Here is a 25,607-nt window from a genome sequence, read left to right as displayed (position 1 = left end):
GTGCCGCACACCACCGACACCGCCGAGCGCTTCTCGCGCGAGACGCGCCTGTTCGAGGTCCTCCGCGACCCGCGCGGGCACGCGATCGTCGAGCGCCGCCTCCCCGGGCTGGTGCACTCCTCGATCCTGCACACGCTGCACGGCTACCCGATCGGGCTCGTCGTCGACACCGAGGAGTCGCTCGACGAGGCCGCGCGGGAGGCGCTGCTCGCCGAGGTCGCCGCGATCCCGACCGAGGAGCCCGCCCCGGCCCGCGAGGAGGAGCGGTACGTCGAGCCCTCCGCGGACTACGAGGGCGCGGAGGTGGAGTTCGGCTCCGCCGCCGTGTCCGCGCCGGCCACCGCCTCCGTCTTCGGGCGCTTCGAGATCGAGCTGCGCGGCCCGTCGCACGGCAACCCGTTCGTCGACGTCGCGCTCTCGGCGATCGTCGACGGGCCCGACGGGTCGGTGCGCGTGCCCGGCTTCTACGACGGCGACGGCGTCTACCGCCTGCGCTGGATGCCCGAGGCTCCCGGCGAGTACGCCTGGACCACCTCGAGCAGTGCCCGCTCGCTCGACGGCGTCACCGGCTCCGTCTCGGTGACCGCGGCCCGCGAGGGGCGGCACGGTCCGGTGCGCGTGGCCGACACCTTCCACTTCGCGCACGCGGACGGCACCCGGCACCGCCCGCTGGGCACCACCTCCTACGCCTGGACGCACCAGGGCGACGAGCTGGAGGAGCGGACCCTCGCCTCGCTCGCCGCGGCGCCCTTCACCAAGATGCGGATGTGCGTCTTCCCCAAGTCGTACCTCTTCAACGAGAACGAGCCGGAGCTGTACCCGTTCGAGGGCTCGCCGACGGCGGGCTTCGACTGGCAGCGCTTCGATCCGGAGTTCTGGGCGCACCTCGAGCGGCGGATCGAGCAGCTGGGCGAGCTGGGCATCGAGGCGGACCTGATCCTCTTCCACGCCTACGACCGCTGGGGCTTCTCGACGATGGACGCCGTCGCCGACGACCGCTACGTCCGCTACGCGGTGGCGCGGCTCGCGTCCTTCGCGAACGTCTGGTGGTCGCTCGCGAACGAGTACGACCTGCTGTTCGAGAAGACCGAGGAGGACTGGGAGCGCTTCGCCCGCATCGTCGGCGAGGACGACCCGTCACGGCACCTGCTCTCGATCCACAACTGCCGCGAGTTCTACGACCACTCCCGCCCGTGGATCACGCACGCCAGCATCCAGCGCCAGGACGTCTACAAGACGGCCGAGATGACGACGGAGTGGCGGCGCTGGGGCAAGCCGGTGGTGATCGACGAGTGCGCCTACGAGGGCGACATCGATCAGGGCTGGGGCAACATCACCGGCGAGGAGCTGGTCCGGCGGTTCTGGGAGGGCGCGCTGCGCGGCGGCTACGTCGGGCACGGCGAGACCTACGTGCACCCGGACGACGTGCTCTGGTGGTCGAAGGGCGGCGAGCTGCGGGGGACGAGCCCCGCGCGGATCGCCTTCCTGGAGTCGGTGCTGGCCGAGGGGCCCGCTCGCGGGCTGGAGCCGATCCCGCTGGACTGGGACGTGCCGCGCGCCGGCGTCGAGGGGGAGTACTACCTGTACTACTTCGGCTTCGACCGGCCGACCTACCGCCGCTTCCTGCTCGAGCCGGACGTGTCGTACACGGTCGACGTGATCGACACGTGGGCGATGACGGTGTCGCGGCTGCCGGGGACCTACTCGGGGCGGTTCCGCATCGACCTGCCGGGCCGCGAGTACATCGCGGTGCGCCTGCAGCGCGCGGACTGACGGCGGGGCGGCCGGGCGGCGGCGGGGCGGCACGATGCGCGCCGAACCGACCGGTCCGCGTCGCCGTGATCGGTCCGCGTCAGGGATGCGGTGGCGGAGCGGCCCCGGTGCGATTCTGTCGGGGTTCCGCCCCGAAGAGCCGCCCTCGGCCGTCAAGGAGTCCCCGTGTCCCGTCCCCGCCGTCGTCACTTCGCCGCTGTCGTCGTCGTCGCCCTGGTCGCCGGGCTGGTGGGCGTCGCGTCGAGCTCCGCCCAGGCCGCGGCGCCCTCGACCGGCGCCTCCGAGCACCCGCGACTGACGGTCACGACCGTCGGGGAGCTCCTGACGGCGCCGGGTGAGTCGGTGGGCGTAGGCACGAGGGTCAGGCTCACCCGCGTCCTCGCGAACACCGGCGATGTCCCGCTCACGGTCTCGCTCGGCGAGTTCGGCCGGCAGGACGCCCGGATCAAGCTCGAGGGCGAGTACCGGCTCGTCAGCGAGGCCCGCACGGTCAGCGAGGCCGACCTCGCGGCGGGCTTCGTCCGCGACTCCGGCGTGTTCACGGCGACCACGCTGCAGGGTGCGCGCTACACGTCGCCCGACGTCGACTACCGGCTCGCCCTGCCGGCGCCGGTCGAGCACCCGCGGCTGACGGTGACGCCCCACGTGTCGCTCCTCCTCCGCGACGGAGAGGCCGTGCGGGTCGGCACTCGGATCAGCACCACCTACACCCTCTGGAACACCGGCGACGTGCCGCTCCACCTGTCGCTGGCGCCCTTCCAGCAGCGGGACTTCCTCCTCCCCGCGGGCCGCGGGTTCGAGTTCACCAGCGAGCTCCGGTCGGTGACGGAGGCCGAGCTCGCCGCGCGCTTCCTCCGCGACCCGGGGGTGTTCACGGCGACCACGCCCTCGGGCGCGAGCTACACCACCCCGGACATCGACTACCACTTCTCCCTGCCCGCTCCGGCCGACGAGCGCCACGAGCTGTAGGCGCCGAGCCGGAGGACCTCGACGCCCACCGGCCGGCGCTCCCCCCACCACGATCGTTCAGGAGCCCTCCATGCCGTCCTCCCACCTCCGTCTCCGCTCCCTCGCGGGTCGACCGCGCCCTGCCCGCGTCGCCGCCTCGGTCGTCCTGACCGTCGGGCTCCTGGGGTCCGCGGCGACCGCGGCCCAGGCCGCCGAGCCGGCCCCGTCCGCGCCGGTCCAGCCCGCGCCGGTCGGCGGCGAGCCGAGTGCTGCGCCCACCGCGGAGCACCCCGGCCTGCGGGTCACGGTCACCGGGGACGTCGTCCTCAAGCCCGGCGAGAGGATCGGTGTCGGCACCCCGGTCCGGGTCTCCCTCCACCTCGAGAACACGGGGGACGTCCCCGTGGCGCCCGCCGACCTCGACCTCCTCGGCCTGCTCGTCCCGGTCGGCGAGTCGATCGACGTCCGCGACTACACCCGGACCGTGACGGCCGAGGAGATCGCGGCCGGCGTCGTCGACATCTCCGGCCCGGTCACCGGGCGCACCCCCACCGGCACCGTGTTCACGGCGCCCGGCTACCACTACCGGCTCGCCCTGCCCTGCCCGAGGGCGCGGCGGGCTCCGGCCGGGGAGCACCCGGGGCTGGCCGTCACGACCTCCGGCGAGTTCCTCGTCGAACCGGGTGAGGCGGTGCAGGTCGGCACCCGGGTGCGGGCGGTGAGCCGGGTGACCAACACCGGCGACGTCGACCTCGCGCTGTCGGCCGGCGCGCTGGTCGCCGACTCCCTCCCGGTCGGCGTCTCGACGGAGATCCCGGCGGACACCCGGGTCGTCACCGCGGAGGACCTCGCCCGCGGCTACCTGACCTACCGGACCAGGACGTACGGCACGACGCCGAGCGGCTACCGGTACGCGTCGCCCGACGTCGAGGACAGGCTGCCGCTGTTTATCGAGGACTCGAATCAATTCGACTAGGCTCGACGGCATGACCGAGAACACAGGCACGACCGAGACCCCGGGGGAGCTGCGCGTCGGCGTCGTCGGCCTCGGCTTCGCCGGCACCACCCACCTCGACGCCTTCCAGGCCCTCCCCGGTGCGCGCGTCGTCGCGCTCGCCGGCCAGGAGGAGGAGCGGCTGCGCGAGCTCGGCGCCACCCGCGGCGTCCCCGACCTCTCCGCCGACTGGGAGGACCTCGTCGCCCGCGACGACCTCGACGTCGTCTCGATCGGCGTGCCGAACCACCTGCACCACCCGATCGCCGTCGCCGCGCTCGCCTCCGGCAAGCACGTCTTCTGCGAGAAGCCGCTGGCCACCACCGCCGAGCTGGCCGCGGAGATGGTCGAGGCGGCCCGCGCGAACGACCGCGTCCTCGAGATCGCGTACAACCACCGCCGCCGCGCCGACGTCGCCTACCTGCGCACCTACCTCGACGACGCCCCGCTCGGCGAGATCTACCACGCCCGCGCGAGCTGGCAGCGGCGCACCGGGATCCCCGGCATCGGCTCCTGGTTCACCAGCAAGGAGCTGGCCGGCGGCGGACCGCTGATCGACCTCGGCTCGCACGTCCTCGACATCGCGCTGCACCTGCTCGGCGAGCCGCGGGTCACGAGCGTCTCCGCCGTCGCCTACGGCGAGATCGGCCGCTCCGGTCGCGGCGGCCGCCCGCACGGCGTCGCCGCCACCGGCACGCACGCCTTCGAGGTGGAGGACTTCTCCAGCGCGCTGCTGCGCCTCGACAACGGCCGCAGCCTGCAGCTCGACGCCTCCTGGGCCAGCTACTCCAAGGTGCACGAGGACATCGAGGTCGAGCTGCTCGGCTCGGCCGGCGGCGCCCGGCTGCACGTCGCCGACTACGCGACGGAGGGGACGCTCACGTTCTACTCCGAGGTCGCCGGCGCCCCGACCGTCTCGCGCCCCGACGTGCCGGTGCCCGCCGGGCACCACCGCTCGGTGATCGCGGAGTTCCTGGCCGCGATCGCCTCGGGTGCCGACGCGCCCGCCGGTGGTCCCCGCTACGCCGGCCACTACGGCGACTACGCGCTGCACCGCAGCCGGGTGGTCGACGCGATCTACCGCTCCGCCGCCGAGAAGAAGGAGGTGGCGGTCGCATGAGCGCTCCCCTCGAGGTCCTGGTCTGGAACGAGTTCCGCCACGAGACGCGCGGCGACGAGACCGTGATGCGGCACTACCCCGACGGCATCCACCGCGTGATCGCCGACGGGCTCGTCGAGTCGCTCGGCGACGCCGTCTCGGTGCGCACGGCGACACTCCCCGAGCCCGAGCACGGGCTGACCGAGGAGGCGCTCGCGAAGACGGACGTGCTGCTCTGGTGGGCGCACATCGCGCACCCGGAGGTGTCGGACGAGGTCGTGCAGCGGGTGCTGCGGCACGTGCAGGAGGGGATGGGCATCCTGATCCTGCACTCCGGCCACTACTCGAAGATCTTCCAGGCGCTGATGGGCACGACCTGCTCGCTGAAGTGGCGGAACGACCACGACCGCGAGCTGGTCTGGACGATCGCCCCGACGCACCCGATCGCCGAGGGCGTGCCGAGCCCGATCATCATCCCCGAGCAGGAGATGTACGGCGAGTACTTCGACATCCCGGTGCCGGAGGAGACGGTCTTCCTCTCGACGTTCTCGGGCGGCGAGGTCTTCCGCTCCGGAGTGACCTACACGCGGGGCCTCGGCAAGGTGTTCTACTTCTCGCCCGGCGACCAGGACTACCCCGTCTACCACCACCCCGACATCAAGCGGGTGCTGGCGAACGCCGTGCAGTGGGCGCGCCCCAAGCGCGAGCGCACGCCCCTGATGGCGGACCACCACCCGCGCGGCTGGTTCGAGTCCTGACCCCTCCCGCGAGATGCCACTTGTGCACGCTTTTCACGGCGTGTCGCGCGCACAAGTGGCATCTCGCGGCGGGGATCAGGCCTTGCGGGCGTGCCAGGCTCGGAGGGTGGCTACGCCGAGGGCGGCGACGACGAGGGCCGTTGCTGGGGTGCGGAGCGAGACGGCGGGGAGCATCAGCGCGCTGGTGAAGACGGCCTGCGCGTAGTCGAGCATCTCGAGCGGGTGGCGGGCCAGCACCCGCGAGCCGGCGGCGGCCGAGACGGCGGTGACGAGCACCGGTCCGACCCAGAGCACGGCGAGGCTCACGATCCAGGCGATCACCCGGCCGACGGAGAGCACCCCGCACCAGGCGAGCGCGAGACCGGCGAGGATCCCCGGCAGCCACTGCACGCCGTTCAGCAGCGCGAGTCCGGCGGCCGAGCCGTCGCGGCTGAGCGGCGCGACCACTCCGGTCAGCCAGCCGCCGGCGGCCACCGCCGCGAGCGAGATCGCGACGGCCGCCCCCGCCCGCGGCGCCCGCGCGATGGCCGGCACCAGCAGCGCACCGACCGCGATCGCGCCCACCGTGCCGCCGACGATCGCGGCGAGGTAGAGGTCGGAGTCCGGATCCACCCGCAGCCCCGCGGACACGGTCAGCGCCGACTGCACCAGCGCGATCACCTGCACACCGACCACCCCGAGCACCGCACCGAGCGGCCCGATCCCGCGGCGGACGCGCGCCGCGAGCCCCGCCAGCGCCGACCCGGTCACGATCACCGAGACGATCAGCGTCAGGAAGTACTGGCTGAACGGCAGCAGCGCGAGCGGCATCTCCTCGGGCAGCACGTCGGCCGCCCAGAGGTTCTGCAGCGGCAGCCGCAGCCCGGTGAGCAGCCACGGCAGCAGGCCGAGCACGCCGGCCAGCGCGCCGACCCCGAGGCTCGGGAGCAGGCGCGGGCGGGTGCGGACGTCGGGCGCGGCGGAGGCGGTCACCCGCCCATCCTCCCTCCCGAGCCCCGACGCCTCGCCCCCAGCGCGAAACATGACCGCAATACAACGGTCGTCAACGAATCGTTACGATGAGGACGGCCCCGCCTCCCCCCGGAGCGGTCACCGACGCCACCACCGCCCCGCACACATCACCGCCCCGTACAACTCCCCGCCCCGCACACGTCGACACGAAGGGAGGGCCGCGATGGCCCTCGACCGGAACACCCGTGATCTCGAGAGCGGGATCGTCACCGATCTGCGCGAGAAGATGAGCTACGGCTCCTACCTCTCGCTCGAGACGCTGCTCTCCGCGCAGAACCCCGTGAGCAGTCCTGAGCACCACGACGAGATGCTGTTCATCATCCAGCACCAGACCTCCGAGCTCTGGCTCAAGCTCGTGCTGCACGAGCTGCGGGCGGCCTGCCGACTGATCGCCGCCGACGACCTCTCCGGCGGGCTCAAGAAGATCGCGCGGGTGAAGCACATCCAGAAGACGATGACCGAGCAGTGGTCGGTCCTCGCCACGATGACGCCGACCGAGTACGCGCAGTTCCGCGACTTCCTCGCGAACTCCTCCGGCTTCCAATCGCACCAGTACCGCGCGGTCGAGTTCATCCTCGGCAACAAGAACGCGAAGATGCTCGACGTGTTCCGCGGCGACGAGGCCGCGCGCGCCGAGCTGCAGGAGCTGCTCGAGGCGCCGAGCCTCTACGACGAGTTCCTGCGCTACCTCGACCGCGCCGGTCACGAGGTGCCGGCCGAGCTGCTCGAGCGCGATGTCACGCTCGCCCACGTCTTCACTCCCTCGCTCGTCCCGGTCTTCCAGCGGATCTACGAGAACGAGCGCGAGTTCTGGGGCGCCTACGAGGCCTGCGAGGAGCTCGTGGACGTCGAGGACAACTTCCAGACCTGGCGCTTCCGCCACCTCCGCACGGTCCAGCGCACCATCGGCTTCAAGCCGGGGACGGGCGGATCCAGCGGAGTAGGGTTCCTGCAGAAGGCGCTCGAGCTCACGTTCTTCCCCGAGCTCTTCGCCGTGCGCACCGAGATCGGACGACGATGACCGCCACCACCACGCAGGCCACCACGGCGCAGGCAGCCACCGCCGCGGAGCTCGACCGCCGCGACCCGCTCGCCGCGTACCGCTCGCGCTTCCTCGGCGCCGACGACCCGGGGGTCGCCGCCTACGTCGACGGCAACTCGCTGGGCAGGCCGCTCGCCGATCTCCCCGAGCGCTACGCCGACTTCGTCCGCGACAGCTGGGGCCACCGCCTCATCCGCGGCTGGGACGACAGCTGGTTCCAGCTGCCGCTGACGCTCGGCGACCGCCTCGGCTCCGCGGTGCTCGGCGCGGGCCCCGGCCAGGTCGTCGTCGGCGACTCGACCACCGTGTCGCTCTACAAGCTGATCCGCACGGCGCTGCACGCGCGGCCCGGTCGCTCCGAGATCGTCATCGACCGCGGCAACTTCCCGACCGACCGCTTCGTGGTCGAGGGGATCGCCGCAGAGACCGGCGCGAGCATCCGCTGGATCGAGACAGAGCTCGGCGGCGGCGTCACGCCCGACGACGTGCGCGCGGTCGTCGGCGCAGGCACGGCCGTGGTCGTGCTCAGCCAGGTCGCCTACCGCTCGGGCTACGCGGCCGACGTCCCGGCGATCACGGACATCGTGCACGAGGCGGGAGCGCTCGCGCTCTGGGACCTCTGCCACTCCGCCGGCGTGCTGCCGATCGAGCTCGACGCCTGGGGCGTGGACCTGGCGACGGGCTGCACCTACAAGTACCTCAACGGCGGGCCGGGTGCGCCCGCGTTCCTCTACGTCCGGAGCGAGCTGATCGCCGACGCGGTGCAGCCGATCTGGGGCTGGATGGGCGTCAAGGACTCGTTCCGGATGGGGGAGTCCTACGACCCCGCCGACGGGATCCGCCGCTTCGTCAGCGGCACGCCGCCGATCGTGGGGATGATCGCGATGCAGGCGATGCTCGACCTGATCGAGGAGGCGGGCCTCCCCGCGATCCACGCGAAGTCGCTCGAGCTCACCGCCTACGCGGTCGAGCTCTTCGACGCCCACCTCGCGCCGCTGGGCGTCGAGCTGTCGACCACCCGCGACCCGGAGCGCCGCGGCGGTCACATCACGGTCGACCACCCGAGCTTCGCCGCGATGGTCCCGGTGCTCTGGGAGCGCGGCGTCATCCCCGACTTCCGCACCCCCAGCGGCATCCGCCTGGGCCTCTCGCCGCTGTCGACCTCGTTCGCCGAGGTCGAGCTGGTGGTGCTCGCGGTCCGCGACCTCCTCGTCGAGGGCGCCGCCTCGGGCGAGCACGCCGGCGACGGCGGGCCGGTGTCGGAGGAGCGGGCCCGGGGGTGACCGGCGTCCTCGACCTGGTCGCGCGCGAGCCCGACGGGGTCGTCCGCTACGGGCCGGCGCCGGAGCACGTCGCCGACCTCTACCGAGCGGAGCAGCCCGCCGACGTCCTCGTGGTCGTCGTGCACGGCGGATTCTGGCGCACCCGCTACGACCGGATCCACGCCCGCCCGCTCGCGGCGGCGCTCGCCGACCGGGGCTTCGACGTGCTCCTGCCCGAGTACCGGCGGATCGGCGACCCCGGCGGCGGCTGGCCGGGCACCTTCGACGACGTCCGCTCCGTGCTGGCGGCGCTGCCCGAGTCCTCCGGCGTCGCGTACCGGCGGGTCGTGCTGGCCGGTCACTCCGCGGGCGGGCACCTGGCCGTGTGGTCGCAGGCGGCCGACCCCTCCCCGTCGGTCTCGGCCGTCGTCTCGCTCGCCGGAGTCGTCGACCTCGCCGCCGCGGCCGCCGAGCGGCTCAGCGACGGCGCGGCCGACGAGCTGATGGCCGCCGCACCGAACGCGCTGGCGCAGGCGGATCCGTCGCAGCTCCCCGCGCCGCCGGTGCCCGTCGCCCTCGTGCACGGCGACCGCGACGCCGAGGTCCCGGTCGAGTACAGCCGCCGCTACGCCGCGCGGACCCCGGGGGCGACGCTGCACGAGCTCGCGGGCGTCGGGCACTTCGAGCTCATCGATCCGCGGGAGCCCGCGTTCGAGACGCTGGTCGGGCTGCTCGCGGGCTGACCGCCGCTCGCCGGCCGGTCCCGTGCATTACAGTCTCGGTACGACCGTCACCGAGTGCTGATGTCCCGGCGTCCCGGTGAACCCTCCGATCCGAAGGCGACGACCATGACGCACGAGACCATCAACCCGCCCGAGCTGGCCCGTCCGTCCGGCTTCGCCCACGGCACGAAGTCCGGCGACCTCGTGCACCTCGGCGGGCAGACCGCGATGGACGCGACGGGCGCGATCGTGCCGGGCGGCATCGTCGAGCAGTTCCGCCAGTCGTTCTCCAACGTGCTGACCACGCTGGCCGCGGCGGGCGGGCAGCCCTCCGACCTCGTCTCGGTGACGATCTACCTGCTCGACATCCCCGAGTACCAGCGGAACGGCCGCGAGATCGGCCGCATCTGGCGCGAGCTGGCCGGCACGCACTACCCGGCGATGGCCGGAGTCGGCGTCACGGCGCTCTGGCAGCCGGAGGCCCTGATCGAGATCCAGGGGGTCGCCGTCCTCGCCCCGCGCTGAGCCGGCAGCCGAGCTCCTCACCAGTCTTTACCTCCACGAAACATCATCGACTCGTGACGATCGCATTCGTTTGGTTATGTTGACGCATCCCCGGACGGAGAGCAGACCGCCATGCCTGACGCAGATTTCTGGAATCCCAAGACCGAGCAGCTCGAGCGCGAGGACCTCCGCGCCCTGCAGTTCGCCAAGCTCACCCGGCTCGTCGAGTGGGCCGGAGCGCGCAGCCCGTTCTACCGCGAGAGCTTCGCCCGCGCCGGCTTCGCGCCCGAGCAGCTGAAGAGCTGGAGCGACATCGAGCGCGTGCCCTTCCTCACCCGCGAGGACTGGATGGCCAGCCAGGAGGCGCACCCGCCCTACGGCGGCCTGGCCGTCGCGGGAGCGGAGGCCGCCATCCGGCTGCACACCACCTCCGGCACCTCGGGCAAGACGCCGCTGCGCGCGCTCGACTCCCGGAAGGACTGGAAGTGGTCGGCCGAGATGTGGTCGTACGCGCTCTGGGGCATGGGCGTCCGCGCCACCGACATCGGCTACGTGGCCTTCGGCTACGGCTCGTTCATCGGCTTCTGGGGTCTGCACAACGGCCTCGAGAAGATCGGCGCGCTGACCATCCCCGGCGGCGCGCAGACCACGGCGGCGCGGGTCAAGCAGATCATCGACTTCGGCGCGACGGTGGTCGCCTCGACCCCCACCTACGCGATCCGGCTGGCGCAGGAGGCGGAGGCCCTCGGCTACGACCTGCGGAGCTCGCCCGTGCGCACCGTGATCCTGTCCGGGGAGCCGGCCGGCTCCATCCCCGAGACCAAGGCGCTGATCGAGTCGCTCTGGGGCGCCAAGACCTTCGACACGGCGGGCATGACCGAGGTGTCGACGATCTTCATGTTCGAGCCGGCGAACCAGCCGGGCGGCTGCCAGATCATCGAGGACCACTTCATCGAGCAGGTCGTCGACCCGGAGACCGGGCTCGAGCAGCCCTACGGCGAGCCGGGGGAGCGGGTCTGCACCTCGTTCGGCCGCGGCATCGTCCCGCTGATCCGCTACCGCACCGCCGACCTCGTGGTGAAGGTGCCGCACACCGTCGCCGCGAACGGCCGCACCTGGGACCTCTACGAGGGCGGCATCCTCGGCCGGGTGGACGACATGAAGCTGGTGCGCGGCACCAACGTCTACCCCCGCGCCGTCGAGGGCATCATCCGCACCTTCTCCGGCATCGAGGAGTTCCAGCTCCGGATCACCCGCGAGGGGATCCGCGACGAGATCACCCTCGTGATCGAGCCGGCCGCGACCCTCGGCGACGGCGAGTGGGGCGACCTCGCGACCTGCCTGGGCCGTGACCTGGCCGACGCCCACGAGGGCCTGCGTTTCCTCATCGAGCGCGCCCCCGCCGACTCGCTGCCGCGCTTCGAGCTCAAGGCCAAGCGCCTCACCGACCTCCGCACCGCCTGATGGCGACCGATCCGACAGGACCGCAGATGACCACCGACCTCCTCGGCACGCCCCTCACCCGGGACGAGACCGACATCCTCGCGGTCTACGCGGGCCTGAAGTCGCTCCTCGAGCGCGACCTGGCGCCCGCGGTCGCGGCGAACCTGCGCGACGCGCTGGCCAGCACCGGGGTCGTCGTCACCGACCTCGCGCTCGACTTCGAGCACCTCCTCGACCTCGGCGCGTAGCACCGGAGAGCCCCACCCCATGAGAATCGCCTGCATCGGCGGAGGCCCCGGTGGCCTCTACTCCGCCATCCTGCTCAAGCTCGCCGACCCCGGGCGCGAGGTCGTGCTCTACGAGCGCAGCGCCGCCGACAGCACCTTCGGCTTCGGCGTCGTCTTCTCGCAGGAGACCCTCGACAATCTCCGCGACGCCGACCCGGTCTCGTACGCCTCGATCGAGGCGCTCTGGCGCCGGTGGTCGGCGATGGACGTCGACTTCCGCGGTTTCCGCGAGCGGTCGGACGGGCACGCCTTCGCCGCGCTCGCGCGGAAGGACCTGCTGCTCACCCTCACCGCCCGCGCCCGCGAGCTCGGCGTCGACCTGCGGCACGAGACCACCGCGCCCGGCCTCGACGCGCTGCGCCGCGACTACGACCTCGTCATCGCCGGCGACGGAGTGAGCAGCCCGACCCGCACGGCGCTGGCCGCGCAGCTCGGCAGCGCCGTCGAGACGCGGCCGTTCAAGTACGCCTGGTTCGGCACCGCGCGGCCGGTCGACTGCTTCACCTTCGTCTTCGTCGACACCCCGCACGGGATGTTCTGGGCGCACGTCTACCCCTACGACGACGAGCACTCGACCTTCCTGGTCGAGACCGATCCGGACACCTGGGCCCGCGCGGGACTCGACGCCCTCGACGCCGCGCGCGAGCCGGGCCGGACCGACGAGCGCTCGATGGCCTACTGCGAGGAGGTCTTCGCGGAGTACCTCGGCGGGCACCGGCTCGTCGGCAACAACTCGGGCTGGCAGAACTTCCGCGACGTGACGAACGAGCGCTGGTTCGACGGCTCCGTCGTGGTGATCGGCGACGCCGCGCACACCGCGCACTTCTCGATCGGCTCGGGCACGAAGCAGGCGCTCGAGGACGCGATCGCGCTCGTCGCGGCGGTCGACTCCTCCGCCGACGTGCCCTCGGCGCTCGCGCTCTACGAGGCCGAGCGGCGGCCCGTCGCCGCGTCGCTGCGGCGCTCGGCGATGACGAGTCTGCGCTGGTTCGAGAGCATCGACCGCTACACCGCGCTGCCGCCGGAGCAGTTCGTCTTCCAGCTGCTCACCCGCAGCCAGCGGATCACCTACGACAACCTGCGAGTGCGCGATCCGCTCTACGTGGCGCGGCTCGACGAGTGGTTCCACGGCAGCCGACTCGCGGAGGGCGGCACCGCCGCGCCGGGCACGCCGCCGATGTTCCACCCGCTGACCCTTCGCGGACTGACGCTCAAGAACCGCATCGCGGTCTCGCCGATGGCGCAGTACTCGGCCGTCGACGGGGTGCCCAGCCGGTGGCACCTGGTGCACCTCGGCTCGCGCGCGATCGGCGGCGCCGGCCTGATCTTCACCGAGATGGCCTGCGTATCGCCGGAGGGGCGGATCACGCCCGGCTGCCCCGGGCTGTGGAACGACGAGCAGCAGGAGGCGTGGGCCGAGATCGTCGACTTCGTCCACTCCGAGAGCACCGCGAAGATCGCGGCCCAGATCGGCCACGCCGGCCGGAAGGGCGCGACGCGGGTGATGTGGGAGGGCGTCGACGAGCCACTGGAGGAGGGCGGCTGGCCGATCAGCGGGCCCTCGCCGCTGCCGTACGGGCCCGAGAGCCAGGTGCCGCACGAGCTGAGCGCGGCGGAGATCGCCGCGATCACCGGGCAGCACGTCGAGTCCGCGCGGCGGGCGGCCGAGGCGGGCTTCGACCTGCTCGAGCTGCACTTCGCGCACGGCTACCTGGTCTCGAGCTTCCTCAGCCCGCTGTCGAACGTGCGCGAGGACTCCTACGGCGGCTCGCTGCGCAACCGCGCGCGCTTCGCCCTCGAGATCCTCGAGGCGGTGCGCGCCGTGTGGCCGGAGGACCGGCCGATCAGCGTGCGCCTCAGCGCGACCGACTGGGTCGAGGGCGGATTCGACGGCGACGACGCGGTCGAGGTGTCGCGCTGGCTGAAGGCGGCCGGCGCCGACATCATCGACGTCTCGACCGGGCAGACCAGCACCGCCGCGCGCCCGGACTACGGCCGGCTCTACCAGACGCCGTTCAGCGACCGGATCCGCCACGAGGCCGCCGTGCCGACGATGACCGTCGGCGCCGTCTCGAGCATCGACGACATCAACACGATCCTCGTCGCCGGGCGGGCCGACCTCTGCCTGCTCGCGCGCCCGCACCTGGTCGACCCGTACTGGACGCTCAACGCGGCGCTCGATCAGGGCTGGGTCGACCCGACCACGCCGCCGCAGTACCTCTCCGGTCTGCGCGCCCGGCGCCGGGTGCAGACCCCGTGACCGGCACCGCGCAGCCGTTCCTCGACGCGATCGCGCTGACGGAGGAGGGTCCGCTGCGCTTCTCGGCGCAGCCCCAGTCCGTGCCGTGGCCGAAGGCGTACGGGGGCGACTCGGTCGCCCAGGCGCTCGCCGCCGCGACCCGCACGGTCGAGGCCGGCCGGCTGGTGCACTCGATGCACTCGTACTTCCTCCGGCCCGTCGACATCGGCGAGCGGGTGCTCTACGAGGTCGCGGTCGTCCGCGACGGGCGCGGCTTCTCGCACCGCTCGGTGGTCGGCAGTCAGCACGGGCGGGAGGTGCTGCACGCGACGCTGTCGTTCGCGGCGGGTGCGGCGGGCGCTGCGTCCTACGCCGCCCCGCAGGACCGCCCCGTCGCGCGGCCCGAGGACCTGCCCACCGCGGAGGAGGCGCTGCGGAGCGCGGGTCTGCTCGACTCCGCGGCCGGCGCCTACTGGGCCGGCGGGCGGAGCTTCGATCTGCGCCACGATCCGGCGCCGCTGTACGGCCGGGGGATGGCCGAGAGCGCGGGCGCGGCGGGCCAGGCCGTCTGGGTGCGGGCGCTGTCGCCGATCCCGCAGGACCCCGCGACGCAGCGCACGGCGCTCGCCTACGTCTGCGACTACACGATCCTCGAGTCGCTGCTGCGCGTGCAGGGGCTGGGCTGGGGCAGCGCGGGCCTCGCCACGGCGAGCCTGGACCACTCGATGTGGTTCCACCGCGCGGCCGACCTCAACGAGTGGCTTCTCTACGTGCAGGAGGCGGTCTCGGTGCAGGAGGAGCGCGGCCTGGCGACGGGCCGCTTCTACACGGCCGGCGGGGTGCTCGTGGCGAGCGTCGCGCAGGAGGGGGTGCTGCGCGTCCGGTGACGTGCCCCCCGCCCGACCGCCGAGTCCCGTGGTGTTTACTTGGAGCGAACATCACGGACGAGGGGAGTGCGACCATGCGCAGACGTTCACCGGTGACGGGCCGTACTCGATGAGCTCACCGCTGGCGCTCCGCGACGACGCGCTCGGCCCGCGCATCCGGGCGCTGCGCCTCGAGCAGTCGCTCTCGCTGCGCGAGCTGGCGGCGCGGAGCCGACTGTCGGTCGGTTTTCTCTCGCAGGTCGAGCGCGGGCTGAGCTCGATCGCGCTGTCGAGCCTGCACTCCGTGGCCGACGCGCTGGGCGTCTCGCTGGCCGCGCTCTTCGGCGAGGCCGCCCCCGCCGCCGCTCCGGAGACGGTGGCGCCGGACGAGGTCGTGTTCACCATTTCGCGTGCGAGTGAACGCCCGAGCCGCCGCGAGTCGACCGGGCGGCACTACGAGCTGCTCTCGGCCCGCTCGCCGGGGCTCGTGCTCGAGCCGATGCTCGTCTACATCGAGCCCGGCGGCACGAAGGAGGCGGCCGCGCCGCACGCCGGCGAGGAGTTCGCCTACGTGCTGCGCGGCGAGCTGATCTACGAGGTCGCGGGGCGCGAGCACCGGCTGGGCCCGGGCGACAGCCTCTACCTGCGCTCGAACGCGCCGCACACCTTCTACAACGACGGGACCGAGACGACCGTCGTCGTCTCGGTCGTCACGCCGCGCCACTTCTGAGCGGCGGGCGGCCGGCCGCCAGCCACTCGCCGCAGCGGCGGATGCTCTCCTGCGGCGTCGGAGCGTCGGGCTGGTCGACCTCGACCACCCACCAGATCGACTCGTCCTCGCCGAGCATCGCGTCCAGCGCGGCGAGGTCGGCGTCGCCGCGGCCGGGCTCGACCCAGAGGCCGGCCGTGACGGCCGCGCGGTAGGAGCGCCGCTCCCGGCGCGAGTCGGCGGCGACGGCCGCGCGGTAGTCCTTGAGGTGCACGCCCGCGACGCGGTCGCGGTACTCCGCCACGAGCGCCACCGGGTCGGCGCCCGCCCAGGCGAGGTGCCCGATGTCCGGCCCGAAGCCGAGGAGCCCGGCCGGCACGCCGTCGAGAACGGCGCGGGTCTCCTCCTCGGTCTCGACCCAGGAGCCGACGTGCGGGTGCAGCGCCGGGCGGACGCCCTCCGCCGTCAGCGCCTCCGCGGTCTCGCCGAGGATGTCGACCATGTCCGCCAGCCGGTGCGGGTCGGCGAGGTGCCCGACCGCGGCGTGCTCGACGCGCGGGTGGTCCGGCGGCATGTTCGCGGTGAGGAAGACCACCTCCACTCCGATCGCGGCGTAGTTGGCGCCGACCCGGCGCACGCCGTCGAGGCGCTCGCGGCGGACGGCGGGGTCGTCGGTCCAGTTGTTGCCGGCGATGCCGGGGCCGGCCGCCAGCCCGTGCCGCTCGAGGCGCGCGAGGAGGGCGGCGCCCTGCGCGGCCTGCCCGGACTCGATGTGGACGGCCCGGTAGCCGGCGTCGGCGACGCTCGCCAGGACCGTGTCGAGGTCCGGGGCGAGCGAGCCGTCGACCCAGCCGTCCGGGGTGGCCGCCCACTGGATGGGATTCAGTGCGATTCGGTGCAGGTGACGCATCGTGCCCTCCGGCAGTGTTTGATGGCATGAAATTAACGACGTCGAAACAAACACAGTGTTTCGCTTACATAAAGTAACTGAAGGCAGTCAGAGAACATCACCCTCTTCTTCCCCCGGTGCGCGAACGCTCGAGCGCCGTCCCCCCGTGCACCACCTCCGTACCCGAGACGATGGGAAAGACACCATGAAGCCGTTCCGCAGAAGGGCCGTCGTGGCGGTCTCGGTCGCCGCCGTGCTGGCGCTGGCCGGATGCTCCGCCCCCGGCGAGAGCGACTCGGGAGCCGGCGACGCCTCCGTGCTCAGCCTCGCCGCCTCGCCCGAGGAGCCCACCTCGTGGGACCCGGCCCAGGCCGGCACCGGCACCGCGTACTACTACCAGGCCGTCTACGACACGCTCATCCGCGTGCAGCCCGACGGCAGCTACATCCCGAACCTCGCCACCGAGTGGACCTACGACGACGCGAAGACGGCGCTGACGATGACGCTCCGCGACGACGTGACCTTCACCGACGGCAGCACCCTCGACTCCGCGGTCGTCGCCGCGAACCTGCAGCGCTTCGCCGGCGAGGGCGGCAGCGACTCGACCATGCTCGCGGCCCTGGCGAGCGTGGACACCCCCGACGCCACCACGGTCGTGCTGAACCTCAGCCGCCCCGACCCGGCGCTGATCTACTCCCTGAGCAACTCCGCCGGCTTCATCGGCAGTCTCGACGCGATCGAGGCCGGCACCATCGACACCGACCCGGTCGGCTCAGGACCCTACGTGCTCGACGCCGCCGCGACCACCGTCGGCTCGGTCTACACCTTCGACCGCACCGAGGACTACTGGGGCGAGGACCTGCCCTACGACTCGATCGAGCTGCAGCCGATCCAGGACACGGCCGCGCGCATCAACGCGCTGCTCTCGGGCGAGGTCAACGGAGCGCTGCTCTCGAACGCCTCGAGCGGGCAGGAGGCGGAGGCCGCCGGCTTCACGCACATCCCGAGCGAGATCGACTTCCACGGCATCTTCATCTTCGACCGCGAGGGCGCCGACGTCCCCGCTCTGGGCGACGAGCGCGTCCGTCAGGCGATGAACCACGCGATCGACCGCGACCTCCTCGTCGAGCAGGCAATGTTCGGCGAGGCCACCGCCACCGACCAGATCTGGGCGGAGGGCACCCTCGGCTTCAACGAGGAGTACGAGGACTACTACGACTTCGACCCGGACGAGGCCCGCTCGCTGCTCGCCGAGGCCGGCTACGCCGACGGCGTCGAGCTGACGATGCCGGTGGTGTCGATCTTCGACAACACGGTGCTGACGCTGACCCAGCAGATGCTCGCCGATGTCGGCATCACCGTCACCTACGTCGACGTGCCGATCGCGGACCTCTTCAACGCCTACACGGCCGGCGAGTACCCGTCGACGTTCATGCAGTACTCCGCCGGTGAGGACTGGGTGCTGATCAACGACTACATCGCGGCCGACGCGAACTGGAACCCCTTCGGGGCCTCCACGCCGGAGTCCGACGCGCTGGTCGCCGAGTACCCGACCGCGACCACCGACCGTCAGGCCGAGATCGCGCAGGAGCTCAACACGATCGTCGTCGAGGACGCCTGGTTCGTGCCGTTCTACCGCGCGATCCAGCAGCTCTACATCGACGACACGGTGACCACGACGCCGCAGGTCGGCGAGGCCAACCCCACGCTGTACAGCTGGGCTCCGGCCGCCTGACCGACCCGGAGGGGCGTCCCGCTCGGGGCGCCCCTCCGACCCGCACCCCACCCCTCGGAGTCACACCATGCTCGGGTTCCTCCTCAAGCGGATCGGCACCGGCGTCGCGCTGCTGCTCGCGGCCACCGCCGTCGCCTTCCTCCTCCTCGGCGCGCGGCCGGACTCGATCGCCCGCAGCATCCTCGGCCAGTCCGCGACCCAGGAGCAGGTCGCCCAGCGCGTCGTCGCCCTCGGGCTCGACCGGCCGCTGCCGCTGCGCTACCTCGACTGGCTCGGCTCGGCGCTCTCGGGCGACTTCGGCCGCAGCTGGTTCACCAACGAGTCGGTGATCGGCTCGCTCTCCACCCGGCTGCCGGTCACGCTGAGCGTGGTGACGGGCGTGATCGTGCTGAGCGCGATCGTCGCCTTCGCGCTCGGCACCCTCGGCGCCGTCCGCCGCGGCGGCGTCGACAGCGGCGTCCAGGTCGCCACGGTGCTCGGCTACGGACTGCCCGGCTTCCTCGTCGCGCTCGTGCTCGTGACCGTCTTCGGCGTCCAGCTCGGCTGGTTCCCCGCGCTGGGCTACGTCCCGCCCGCGGAGTCGCTCGGCGGCTGGCTCAGCACCATCACGCTGCCGATCATCGCGCTCAGCATCGCCACGATCGCCAGCGTCACCCAGCAGGTCCGCAGTGCCGTCGGCGCGGAGCTGCGCAAGGAGTACGTGCGCACGCTGCGCAGCCGCGGCGTCTCCGAGCGCCGCATCCTGCTCCGCTACGTGCTGCGCGGCGCGGCCGGGCCCGGGCTGACCGTGCTCGCGCTCGAGTTCGTCGGCCTGCTCGGCGGCGCGGTCGTCGTCGAGAGCGTCTTCGCGCTCCCCGGCGTCGGAGCGATGGCCGTCCAGTACGTCCCGCGCGGCGACATCCCCGTGATCATGGGGCTCGTCGTCGTCACCGTCGGCATCGTCGTCGTCGTCAACACCGCCATCGACCTCGTGGTCGCCTGGCTCAACCCGAGGGCGAGGACCGCATGAGCGTCGTGACGATGAGCGTGCGCGCGCAGCGCACCGAGGGCGCCGTGCGCCGCTTCCTCCGCAATCCGCTCGCGGTGGTCGCCGCCGTGCTGCTGATCCTGATCCTGATCGCGGCCGTGCTCGCGCCGCTGCTCACCCCCTACGACCCAGCGTTCGCGGACGTCCGGGCGCTCGACCAGGGCCCGTCCGCCGAGCACCTGCTCGGCACCGACCGCTCCGGGCGCGACGTGCTCTCCCGGCTGCTGATCGGCGGCCGGGTGACGCTGCTCGCGGCGGCGATCGCGGTCGCCGCCGCCGTGGCGATCGGCGTGCCGGCCGGTCTGCTCGCCGGCTACTTCGGCGGCCCGTACGCCGCCGTCGGCAACGGGATGACCGCGCTGGTGCTCTCCCTGCCCGCCGTGCTCGTGATGCTCTCGGTGCGCGCGGTCGTCGGCCCCTCGGTCTGGATCACGATGCTCGTCTTCGGCGTCTGCGTCTCGACGAGCTTCTACCGGCTGGTGCGCTCCTCCGTCTCGGTGGTGCGCAACGAGCTGTACGTCGACGCCGCGAAGGTCTCGGGGCTGCGCTCGTGGCGCATCCTCTCGCGCCACGTGCTCGCCGTCGTGCGCGCGCCGATCATCGTGCAGATCGGCCTGGTCGCCGGGATGGCGATCGCGGCGCAGTCCGGGCTCGAGTTCCTCGGCATCGGCGACCGGCAGGTGCCCACCTGGGGCTCGCAGATCAGCGAGGCCTTCGCCGCCATCTACACCTCGCCCGCCCTGATCGTGCCGCCGGCCGTCGCCATCGGCCTGACCTGCGTCTGCCTCGGCGTCCTGGCGAACGGCATGCGCGACGCGCTCGAGGACCGCGGCCTGGCCGCTCCCCGGCGCCGTCGTGCGATCGCCGCTCCCGAGGTGCCCGCGGCCACTCCGCTGGCCGACGACGTGGTGCTCTCGGTGCGCGGCCTGCGCGTCGGCTACCCCGACGGCCAGGGCGGCGACACGGTCGTGGTCGACGGCGTCGACCTCGAGGTGCGCCGCGGCGAGGTGCTCGGACTCGTCGGCGAGTCCGGCAGCGGCAAGTCGCAGACCTCCTTCGCCGTCCTCGGGCTGCTGCCCTCCGGCGGCCGCGTGCTCGCGGGCAGCATCCGGCTCGACGGGAAGGAGCTCGTCGGCGCGCCCGCCCGCGAGACCGCCGCCCTCCGCGGGCCTGTGATCGCCTACGTGCCGCAGGAGCCGATCGCCAACCTCGCGCCGTACACGACGGTCGGCTCGCAGCTGATCGAGTCGCTGCACGGCAGCCTCGGCCTGGGGCGCGCCGCCGCGCGGACCCGCGCGCTCGAGCTGCTCTCGAGCGTCGGCATCCGCGAGCCCGAGCGGATCCTGCAGTCCTACGCGCACCAGATCTCCGGCGGCATGGCGCAGCGCGTGCTCATCGCCGGCGCGATCGCGGGCGACCCGGACGTGCTGATCGCCGACGAGCCGACCACCGCGCTCGACGTCACCGTGCAGGCGGAGGTGCTCGACCTGCTGCGCCGGCTGCAGCGCGAGCGCAACATGGCCCTGCTGATCGTGACCCACGACTTCGGCGTCGTCGCCGACCTCTGCGACCGCGTCGCGGTGATGAGCAAGGGCCGCATCGTCGAGGAGGCGGACGTCGAGCGCCTGTTCGCCGCCCCGCAGCACCCCTACACCCGGGAGCTGCTCGCCGCGACGCTCGACGACGTCGAGCCCCGGCCCGACCTGGTGACGGTGGACGACTCCGCCGGCCCGGCCACCGCGCCCGCCGCGAAGGAGAACCGACCGTGACCGCACCCCTGCTCGAGATCGACGACCTGCACGTCGTGTTCCGCTCCGGCGGGCCGCTGCGCCGCCGCTCCTTCCCCGCGCTGAAGGGCGTGAGCTGCAGCATCCGCCCGGGCGAGACCCTCGGGCTGGTCGGCGAGTCCGGCTCCGGCAAGACGACCATCGGCCGCGCGATCCTCGGCCTGGCGCCGGTGGAGTCGGGCACGATCCGCTTCGACGGCCGCGAGATCCAGTCCGCCGACGCGCGGCAGCGCCGGGCGCTGAGCGAGGACATCCAGGTGGTGTTCCAGGACCCGTTCAGCTCGCTCAACCCCGCGCTCACGATCGAGCAGATCCTCGCCGAGCCGCTGGTCGCCCAGGGGGTGCCGCTCGAGAAGGCGCGCCACCGGCTGCGCGAGCTGCTCGACCGGGTCCACCTGCCCTCCGACTCGCTCAGCCGGCTGCCGCGCGAGTTCTCCGGCGGTCAGCGCCAGCGCGTCGCGATCGCCCGCGCGCTCGCGCTCTCGCCGCGCCTCATCGTCTGCGACGAGCCCGTCTCCGGCCTCGACCTGCGCACGCAGGCCGCCGTGCTCGACCTGCTCGTCGAGATCCAGCAGGACACCGGCACCGCGCTCCTCTTCGTCTCGCACGATCTCAGCGTGGTCCGCCGGATCAGCCACCGGGTCATGGTGCTGCTGCACGGCGAGGTGATCGAGACGGGGAGCGCGGCGGTCGTCACCGGCGCGCCGCAGCATCCGTACACGCAGCGGCTGCTGATGTCGGCGCCGGTCGCGCACCCCGCCCGGCAGGCCGAGCGCCGCCGGGCCCGCGAGGCGCTCGATACCCGCGAGGCGGCCGCATGAGCGCCGCGCAGGACGCCGACGTCCTCCTCGTCGGCGCCGGGATCATGGCCGCCGTCGTCGCCGCCCAGGTGCGCGCGGCGCACCCGGACGCGCGGCTGCTGATGGTCGACGCGGGTCCGCCGCTCGGCAGCGCCTTCGGCCACCACCTGCACGACACCCCGGACCGCGACGCCCGCGAGGGCTTCGCCGCCCGTGCCTTCTCGGGCAACCAGGCCATGTACGTCGGCGCGTCGCGGACGGCGGGCGGCGCGGCCGATCTCGCCGCGCTGCCGGCGGGACTGCGCACCCTCGGCGACCTCGGCCACGAGGCGTCGGAGATGCCCGGCGCCTCGATCGCCTGGAACCTCGGCGGGATGAGCGTCCACTGGGCCGCCGCCGCGCCGACCCCCTACGGCGACGAGGTCCCGGAGGCGATCCCCGCCGACGAGTGGCCCGGCGACCTCGCCGAGGCGCAGCGCCTGCTCCGGGTGAACCCCGGCCCGTACCCGCCCGACCGGGTGGGCGACCGCGTGCTGGAGGTGCTCGACGAGTACGTCGGCCCCGTGAGCGCGGAGGGCAGGCATCCGCAGGCCATGCCCGTCTCGATCAACGCCGACGCGGAGGGGCGGCTCGCCCGCACCGGGCCGGCGGCGGTCTTCCCGCCGATCGAGCGCGGCGGCGACGCAGCGTTCGTGCTGCGGCACTCGACGCTCGTCACCCGCGTCCTGATCGAGGACGGCCGCGCGACCGGCGCCGTGCTGCGCTCGATCGCGGACGGGACCGAGGAGGTCGTGCGCGCCCCGATCGTCGTCGTCTGCGCGGACACCTTCCGCACCCCGCAGCTCCTCTTCGCCTCGGGTGTCGGCGGGCCGGCGCTCGGCTCCCGGCTGAACGAGCACGCCTTCCTGGCCGGCCGGGTGCTGGTCGACCTCGAGCGGCTCGGCGCCGACGGCCCGCCCGCGCCGCTGGAGGGCGAGTGGGCGACCTCGGCGAGCTGGCTGCCGCACAGCGGCGACGCGCAGCCGTTCCAGGGCCAGATCATGCAGGCCCCGGTGCCGGGCGAGGACGGCGGCCCGGCGGGCTACGCGGTGACGCTCGCCCTCTACGTGCCGACCGAGGTGCGCGCCGAGAACCGGATCGAGTTCTCCGCCGAGGAGACGGATGCCACCGGCCTGCCCCGGATGAGCGTCCGCTTCGGCTACAGCGCCGCCGACCTCGCGCTGATCGACCGCGGTCGGGCGGTGCAGGCGGAGGCGGGCGCCCGGCTCGGCGACTTCGACTCCGAGCGCGACTCGCTGCTGCTCGACGCCGGCGCCTCGCTGCACTACACCGGCACCGCGCGGATGGGCGCCGTCGACGACGGCACGAGCGTCTGCGACGCGGACGGCCGGGTCTGGGGCGTCGAGGGGCTCCTCGTCGCCGGCAACGCGGTCGTGCCGACCGCGCTCGTGGCCAACTCGACGCTCGCCGGAGCGGTCACCGCCGTGCGCGCGGGGCGGGCGGTCGCGGCGGCGCTCGCCGGCACCCCGTGAGTCGATCATGTTAACGCTCGAGTGAACAAGTGTTTAGTCGGGTAGAACAGAAGTGACCCGAACCCGTCTCCCCGAGAGGACACTCGTGACCGAGCGCCCCTACCGCCTCGCCGTCGACATCGGCGGCACCTTCGTCGACGCGATGGAGCTCGACCAGCGCACCGGCGCGGTCCGCTTCCGCAAGGCGCCGACCACCCCGGCGGAGCCCTGGAAGGGCGTGCTCGCCGCGATCGAGGCCCTCGGCACCGACCTCGCGGAGGCCGAGCTGTTCATCCACGGCACGACGCTCGGACTCAACGCGGTCCTGGAGCGGCGCGGCGGCGCGACGGGCATCATCACCAACGCGGGCCTGCGCGACATCTTCCTGATCGGGCGCGGCAACGTCCCCGACGACCGGATGTACGACTTCCAGTACCAGCGCCCGCCGAGCCTGGTGCAGCGCCGGCACACCGCGGGCGTCACCGGCCGGCTCGACCACCGCGGCGACGTCGTCACCCCGCTCGACGAGGAGGAGCTGCGCGCGACCGCCCGCCGCCTCGTCGAGGACGAGGGCGTGATCTCCGTCGCCGTCTGCTTCGTCCACTCCTACCTCAACCCCGCGAGCGAGCGGCGCGCGGCCGAGCTGCTGCGCCAGTGGCACCCGGAGCTCAAGGTCAGCGTCTCGACCGACATCGTGCAGGAGTACCGCGAGTACGAGCGCACCTCGACCACGGTGCTCGAGGCCTACATCCGGCCGATCTTCGAGCGCTACGTGGACGAGCTCGAGCGCGGGCTCGCCGAGCGGGGCTTCGACTCCCGCTTCCTGATCATGCGCTCGGGCGGCGGCTCGATGACCTCCGCGAGCGCGAAGGCCTCGCCGACGCCGACGGTGCTCTCCGGCCCGGCCGGCGGGATCGTCGGCGCGAGCTACCTGGCCGAGGTGCTCGGGCGCCGCAACCTGCTGACCTTCGACATCGGCGGCACCTCGCTCGACGCCTGCGTGATCGAGGGCGGCACCGCGGTCGTCACCCACGAGGCCGAGCTCGAGCACTTCCCGCTGCTGATCCCCACCTACGACATCCGCACGATCGGCGCGGGCGGCGGCTCGATCGCGGCCGTCGAGCGGGGCCTGCTCCAGGTCGGCCCGCGCAGCGCCTCCGCGGTGCCCGGGCCGGTCGCCTACGGGCGCGGCGGCACGGAGCCGACGGTGACGGACGCCTCCGTGGTGCTCGGCTACGTCGACCCGGAGAGCTTCCTCTCCGGCACCATGCGCCTGCACGAGGTCGAGGCGACGGCGGCCGTGCGCGAGCGGATCGCCGAGCCGCTCGGCCTCTCGGTCGAGGCGGCCGCCGCGGGGATCTTCGACGTCATGCTCGCCAGGACCGTCGGAGCGGTGCGGCAGATCACCGTCGAGCGCGGCCACGACCCGCGCACCTTCTCGCTGCTCGCCTTCGGCGGCGCCGGTCCGCTGGTGGCGCCGCTGCTCGCCCGCGAGATGGGGGTGGGCGAGGTGATCGTCCCGTTCGCACCCAGCGGCTTCAGCGCCTGGGGCATGCTCAGTGCCGACGTCGTCACCGATCACTCCCGCACCCGGATGGAGGTGCTGGAGGACGCGGACCTCGCCGGCCTCGCCGCCGATCTCGCCGAGGTGGGCGAGATCGCCCTGGCCTCGCTGGAGGAGCAGGGCGTCGCCCGCGACGTCGCCGTCCTCGAGCGGCAGCTGGAGCTGCGCTACCTCGGCCAGGAGCACACCCTCGCCGTCGCGGTCGGCGACACCCTCGACGTCGCGTCGCTCCGCCGCGCGTTCGACGACCAGCACCGCAGCCACTACGGGCACGCGATGGCCAACAAGGTCCAGATCCTCACCACCCGGGTGCGCGGGATCGGCCGCACCGTCCGGCCCGAGCTGCGCACGCTGCCCGCGGGCGACGGCGATCCCGCGCAGGCCTTCGTGAAGCACCGCACGGCCTACGACTTCGGCGCGCGGGCGATGACCGGCTTCGCGGTCTACGACCGCAGCCGCCTCGAGCCGGGCGACTCCTTCCTCGGCCCCGCGCTGGTCGACGAGGGCACCTCGACCACCGTCGTGCACAGCGGGCAGCGGGTCACCGTCGAGGAGCACGGCTACCTGCTCGTGACCCCGGCGAACGTGACCCCCGCGAACGTGACCGAGGCGACCGACACCACCACGGAGGACTGAG

22 protein-coding genes are annotated in these 25,607 nt (G+C 73.2%); 20 read left to right on the top strand and 2 right to left on the bottom strand.

Features of this window, described 5'->3' with window-relative positions:
* From GSU72_RS17740 to GSU72_RS17720, 5 genes are all read left to right on the top strand, one after another.
* A complete protein-coding gene (locus GSU72_RS17740; protein ID WP_244255874.1) occupies positions 1-1,773 on the top strand; it encodes a DUF5605 domain-containing protein in 1,773 nt (590 codons plus the stop codon).
* Positions 1,774-1,938: 165 nt separating this feature from the next.
* Positions 1,939-2,742 carry a hypothetical protein gene (locus GSU72_RS17735; RefSeq protein ID WP_159986216.1) on the top strand — a complete coding sequence of 268 codons (804 nt, stop codon included), beginning with the start codon at positions 1,939-1,941 and terminating at the stop codon, positions 2,740-2,742.
* 70 nt (positions 2,743-2,812) lie between these two features.
* On the top strand, positions 2,813-3,697 hold the full coding sequence (locus GSU72_RS17730; RefSeq protein ID WP_159986215.1) for a hypothetical protein: 885 nt from the start codon (positions 2,813-2,815) through the stop codon (positions 3,695-3,697).
* Between the two features lie 10 nt (positions 3,698-3,707).
* A complete protein-coding gene (locus GSU72_RS17725) occupies positions 3,708-4,835 on the top strand; it encodes a Gfo/Idh/MocA family oxidoreductase (RefSeq protein WP_159986214.1) in 1,128 nt (375 codons plus the stop codon).
* Positions 4,832-5,572, top strand: coding sequence for a ThuA domain-containing protein (locus GSU72_RS17720; RefSeq protein ID WP_159986213.1), 741 nt, complete (start codon positions 4,832-4,834; stop codon positions 5,570-5,572). Before GSU72_RS17725 ends, GSU72_RS17720 begins: the two co-directional genes overlap by 4 nt.
* A 75-nt stretch (positions 5,573-5,647) precedes the next feature.
* Here GSU72_RS17720 and GSU72_RS17715 read toward each other — a convergent pair whose 3' ends face one another.
* Entirely contained in the window at positions 5,648-6,544 is an 897-nt protein-coding gene (locus tag GSU72_RS17715; protein WP_159986212.1) for a hypothetical protein, read from the bottom strand.
* A 202-nt stretch (positions 6,545-6,746) separates the two neighbouring features.
* Between GSU72_RS17715 and GSU72_RS17710 the strand changes: the two genes are divergently transcribed.
* The 9 genes from GSU72_RS17710 (at position 6,747) to GSU72_RS17670 (ending at position 15,678) form a co-directional block, all read left to right on the top strand.
* Complete coding sequence (locus GSU72_RS17710; protein WP_159986211.1) at positions 6,747-7,604, top strand: tryptophan 2,3-dioxygenase family protein; 858 nt, start codon at positions 6,747-6,749, stop codon at positions 7,602-7,604.
* Complete coding sequence (locus tag GSU72_RS17705; protein WP_159986210.1) at positions 7,601-8,908, top strand: aminotransferase class V-fold PLP-dependent enzyme; 1,308 nt, start codon at positions 7,601-7,603, stop codon at positions 8,906-8,908. The genes GSU72_RS17710 and GSU72_RS17705 overlap by 4 nt, the downstream gene beginning before the upstream one ends.
* A complete protein-coding gene (locus GSU72_RS17700) occupies positions 8,905-9,630 on the top strand; it encodes an alpha/beta hydrolase (RefSeq protein ID WP_159986209.1) in 726 nt (241 codons plus the stop codon). Before GSU72_RS17705 ends, GSU72_RS17700 begins: the two co-directional genes overlap by 4 nt.
* A 105-nt stretch (positions 9,631-9,735) precedes the next feature.
* Positions 9,736-10,134 carry a RidA family protein gene (locus tag GSU72_RS17695; RefSeq protein WP_159986208.1) on the top strand — a complete coding sequence of 133 codons (399 nt, stop codon included), beginning with the start codon at positions 9,736-9,738 and terminating at the stop codon, positions 10,132-10,134.
* Positions 10,135-10,245: 111 nt separating this feature from the next.
* Positions 10,246-11,577 (top strand): AMP-binding protein, encoded by a 1,332-nt coding sequence (locus tag GSU72_RS17690; RefSeq protein ID WP_159986207.1) that lies wholly within the window; start codon positions 10,246-10,248, stop codon positions 11,575-11,577.
* Positions 11,578-11,603: 26 nt separating this feature from the next.
* On the top strand, positions 11,604-11,804 hold the full coding sequence (locus tag GSU72_RS17685; protein ID WP_159986206.1) for a hypothetical protein: 201 nt from the start codon (positions 11,604-11,606) through the stop codon (positions 11,802-11,804).
* Between the two features lie 19 nt (positions 11,805-11,823).
* Entirely contained in the window at positions 11,824-14,103 is a 2,280-nt protein-coding gene (locus tag GSU72_RS17680; protein ID WP_159986205.1) for an FAD-dependent monooxygenase, read from the top strand.
* Positions 14,100-14,969 (top strand): acyl-CoA thioesterase domain-containing protein, encoded by an 870-nt coding sequence (locus GSU72_RS17675; RefSeq protein WP_159986204.1) that lies wholly within the window; start codon positions 14,100-14,102, stop codon positions 14,967-14,969. The genes GSU72_RS17680 and GSU72_RS17675 overlap by 4 nt, the downstream gene beginning before the upstream one ends.
* 109 nt (positions 14,970-15,078) lie before the next feature.
* Positions 15,079-15,678 (top strand): cupin domain-containing protein, encoded by a 600-nt coding sequence (locus GSU72_RS17670; RefSeq protein WP_159986203.1) that lies wholly within the window; start codon positions 15,079-15,081, stop codon positions 15,676-15,678.
* On the opposite strand, the gene GSU72_RS17665 is transcribed toward GSU72_RS17670, so the two are convergent.
* Positions 15,659-16,567: a sugar phosphate isomerase/epimerase gene (locus tag GSU72_RS17665; protein ID WP_159986202.1), complete on the bottom strand. Its 909-nt coding sequence runs from the start codon at positions 16,565-16,567 to the stop codon at positions 15,659-15,661. The two genes, GSU72_RS17670 and GSU72_RS17665, sit on opposite strands and share 20 nt — an antisense overlap.
* Before the next feature lie 184 nt (positions 16,568-16,751).
* Between GSU72_RS17665 and GSU72_RS17660 the strand changes: the two genes are divergently transcribed.
* The 6 genes from GSU72_RS17660 to GSU72_RS17635 all read left to right on the top strand — a co-directional run bounded on the left by GSU72_RS17660 (position 16,752) and on the right by GSU72_RS17635 (position 25,606).
* Positions 16,752-18,281 carry an ABC transporter substrate-binding protein gene (locus tag GSU72_RS17660; protein WP_159986201.1) on the top strand — a complete coding sequence of 510 codons (1,530 nt, stop codon included), beginning with the start codon at positions 16,752-16,754 and terminating at the stop codon, positions 18,279-18,281.
* Positions 18,282-18,348: 67 nt separating this feature from the next.
* On the top strand, positions 18,349-19,290 hold the full coding sequence (locus GSU72_RS17655; protein ID WP_159986200.1) for an ABC transporter permease: 942 nt from the start codon (positions 18,349-18,351) through the stop codon (positions 19,288-19,290).
* Entirely contained in the window at positions 19,287-21,077 is a 1,791-nt protein-coding gene (locus tag GSU72_RS17650; protein WP_208545100.1) for a dipeptide/oligopeptide/nickel ABC transporter permease/ATP-binding protein, read from the top strand. Before GSU72_RS17655 ends, GSU72_RS17650 begins: the two co-directional genes overlap by 4 nt.
* Positions 21,074-21,916: a dipeptide/oligopeptide/nickel ABC transporter ATP-binding protein gene (locus GSU72_RS17645; RefSeq protein ID WP_159986199.1), complete on the top strand. Its 843-nt coding sequence runs from the start codon at positions 21,074-21,076 to the stop codon at positions 21,914-21,916. The genes GSU72_RS17650 and GSU72_RS17645 overlap by 4 nt, the downstream gene beginning before the upstream one ends.
* Positions 21,913-23,427 (top strand): GMC oxidoreductase, encoded by a 1,515-nt coding sequence (locus tag GSU72_RS17640; protein WP_159986198.1) that lies wholly within the window; start codon positions 21,913-21,915, stop codon positions 23,425-23,427. The genes GSU72_RS17645 and GSU72_RS17640 overlap by 4 nt, the downstream gene beginning before the upstream one ends.
* An 85-nt stretch (positions 23,428-23,512) precedes the next feature.
* The gene (locus tag GSU72_RS17635; protein ID WP_159986197.1) at positions 23,513-25,606 is read left to right on the top strand and encodes a hydantoinase/oxoprolinase family protein; all 2,094 of its coding nucleotides are present in this window, start codon (positions 23,513-23,515) and stop codon (positions 25,604-25,606) included.
* Position 25,607 lies beyond the last annotated feature (1 nt).

This window comes from Rathayibacter sp. VKM Ac-2760 (assembly GCF_009834185.1).
In the GTDB taxonomy this organism is placed as follows: Bacteria; Actinomycetota; Actinomycetes; order Actinomycetales; family Microbacteriaceae; genus Rathayibacter.
This window is presented reverse-complemented; position numbering and strand designations above follow the sequence as displayed.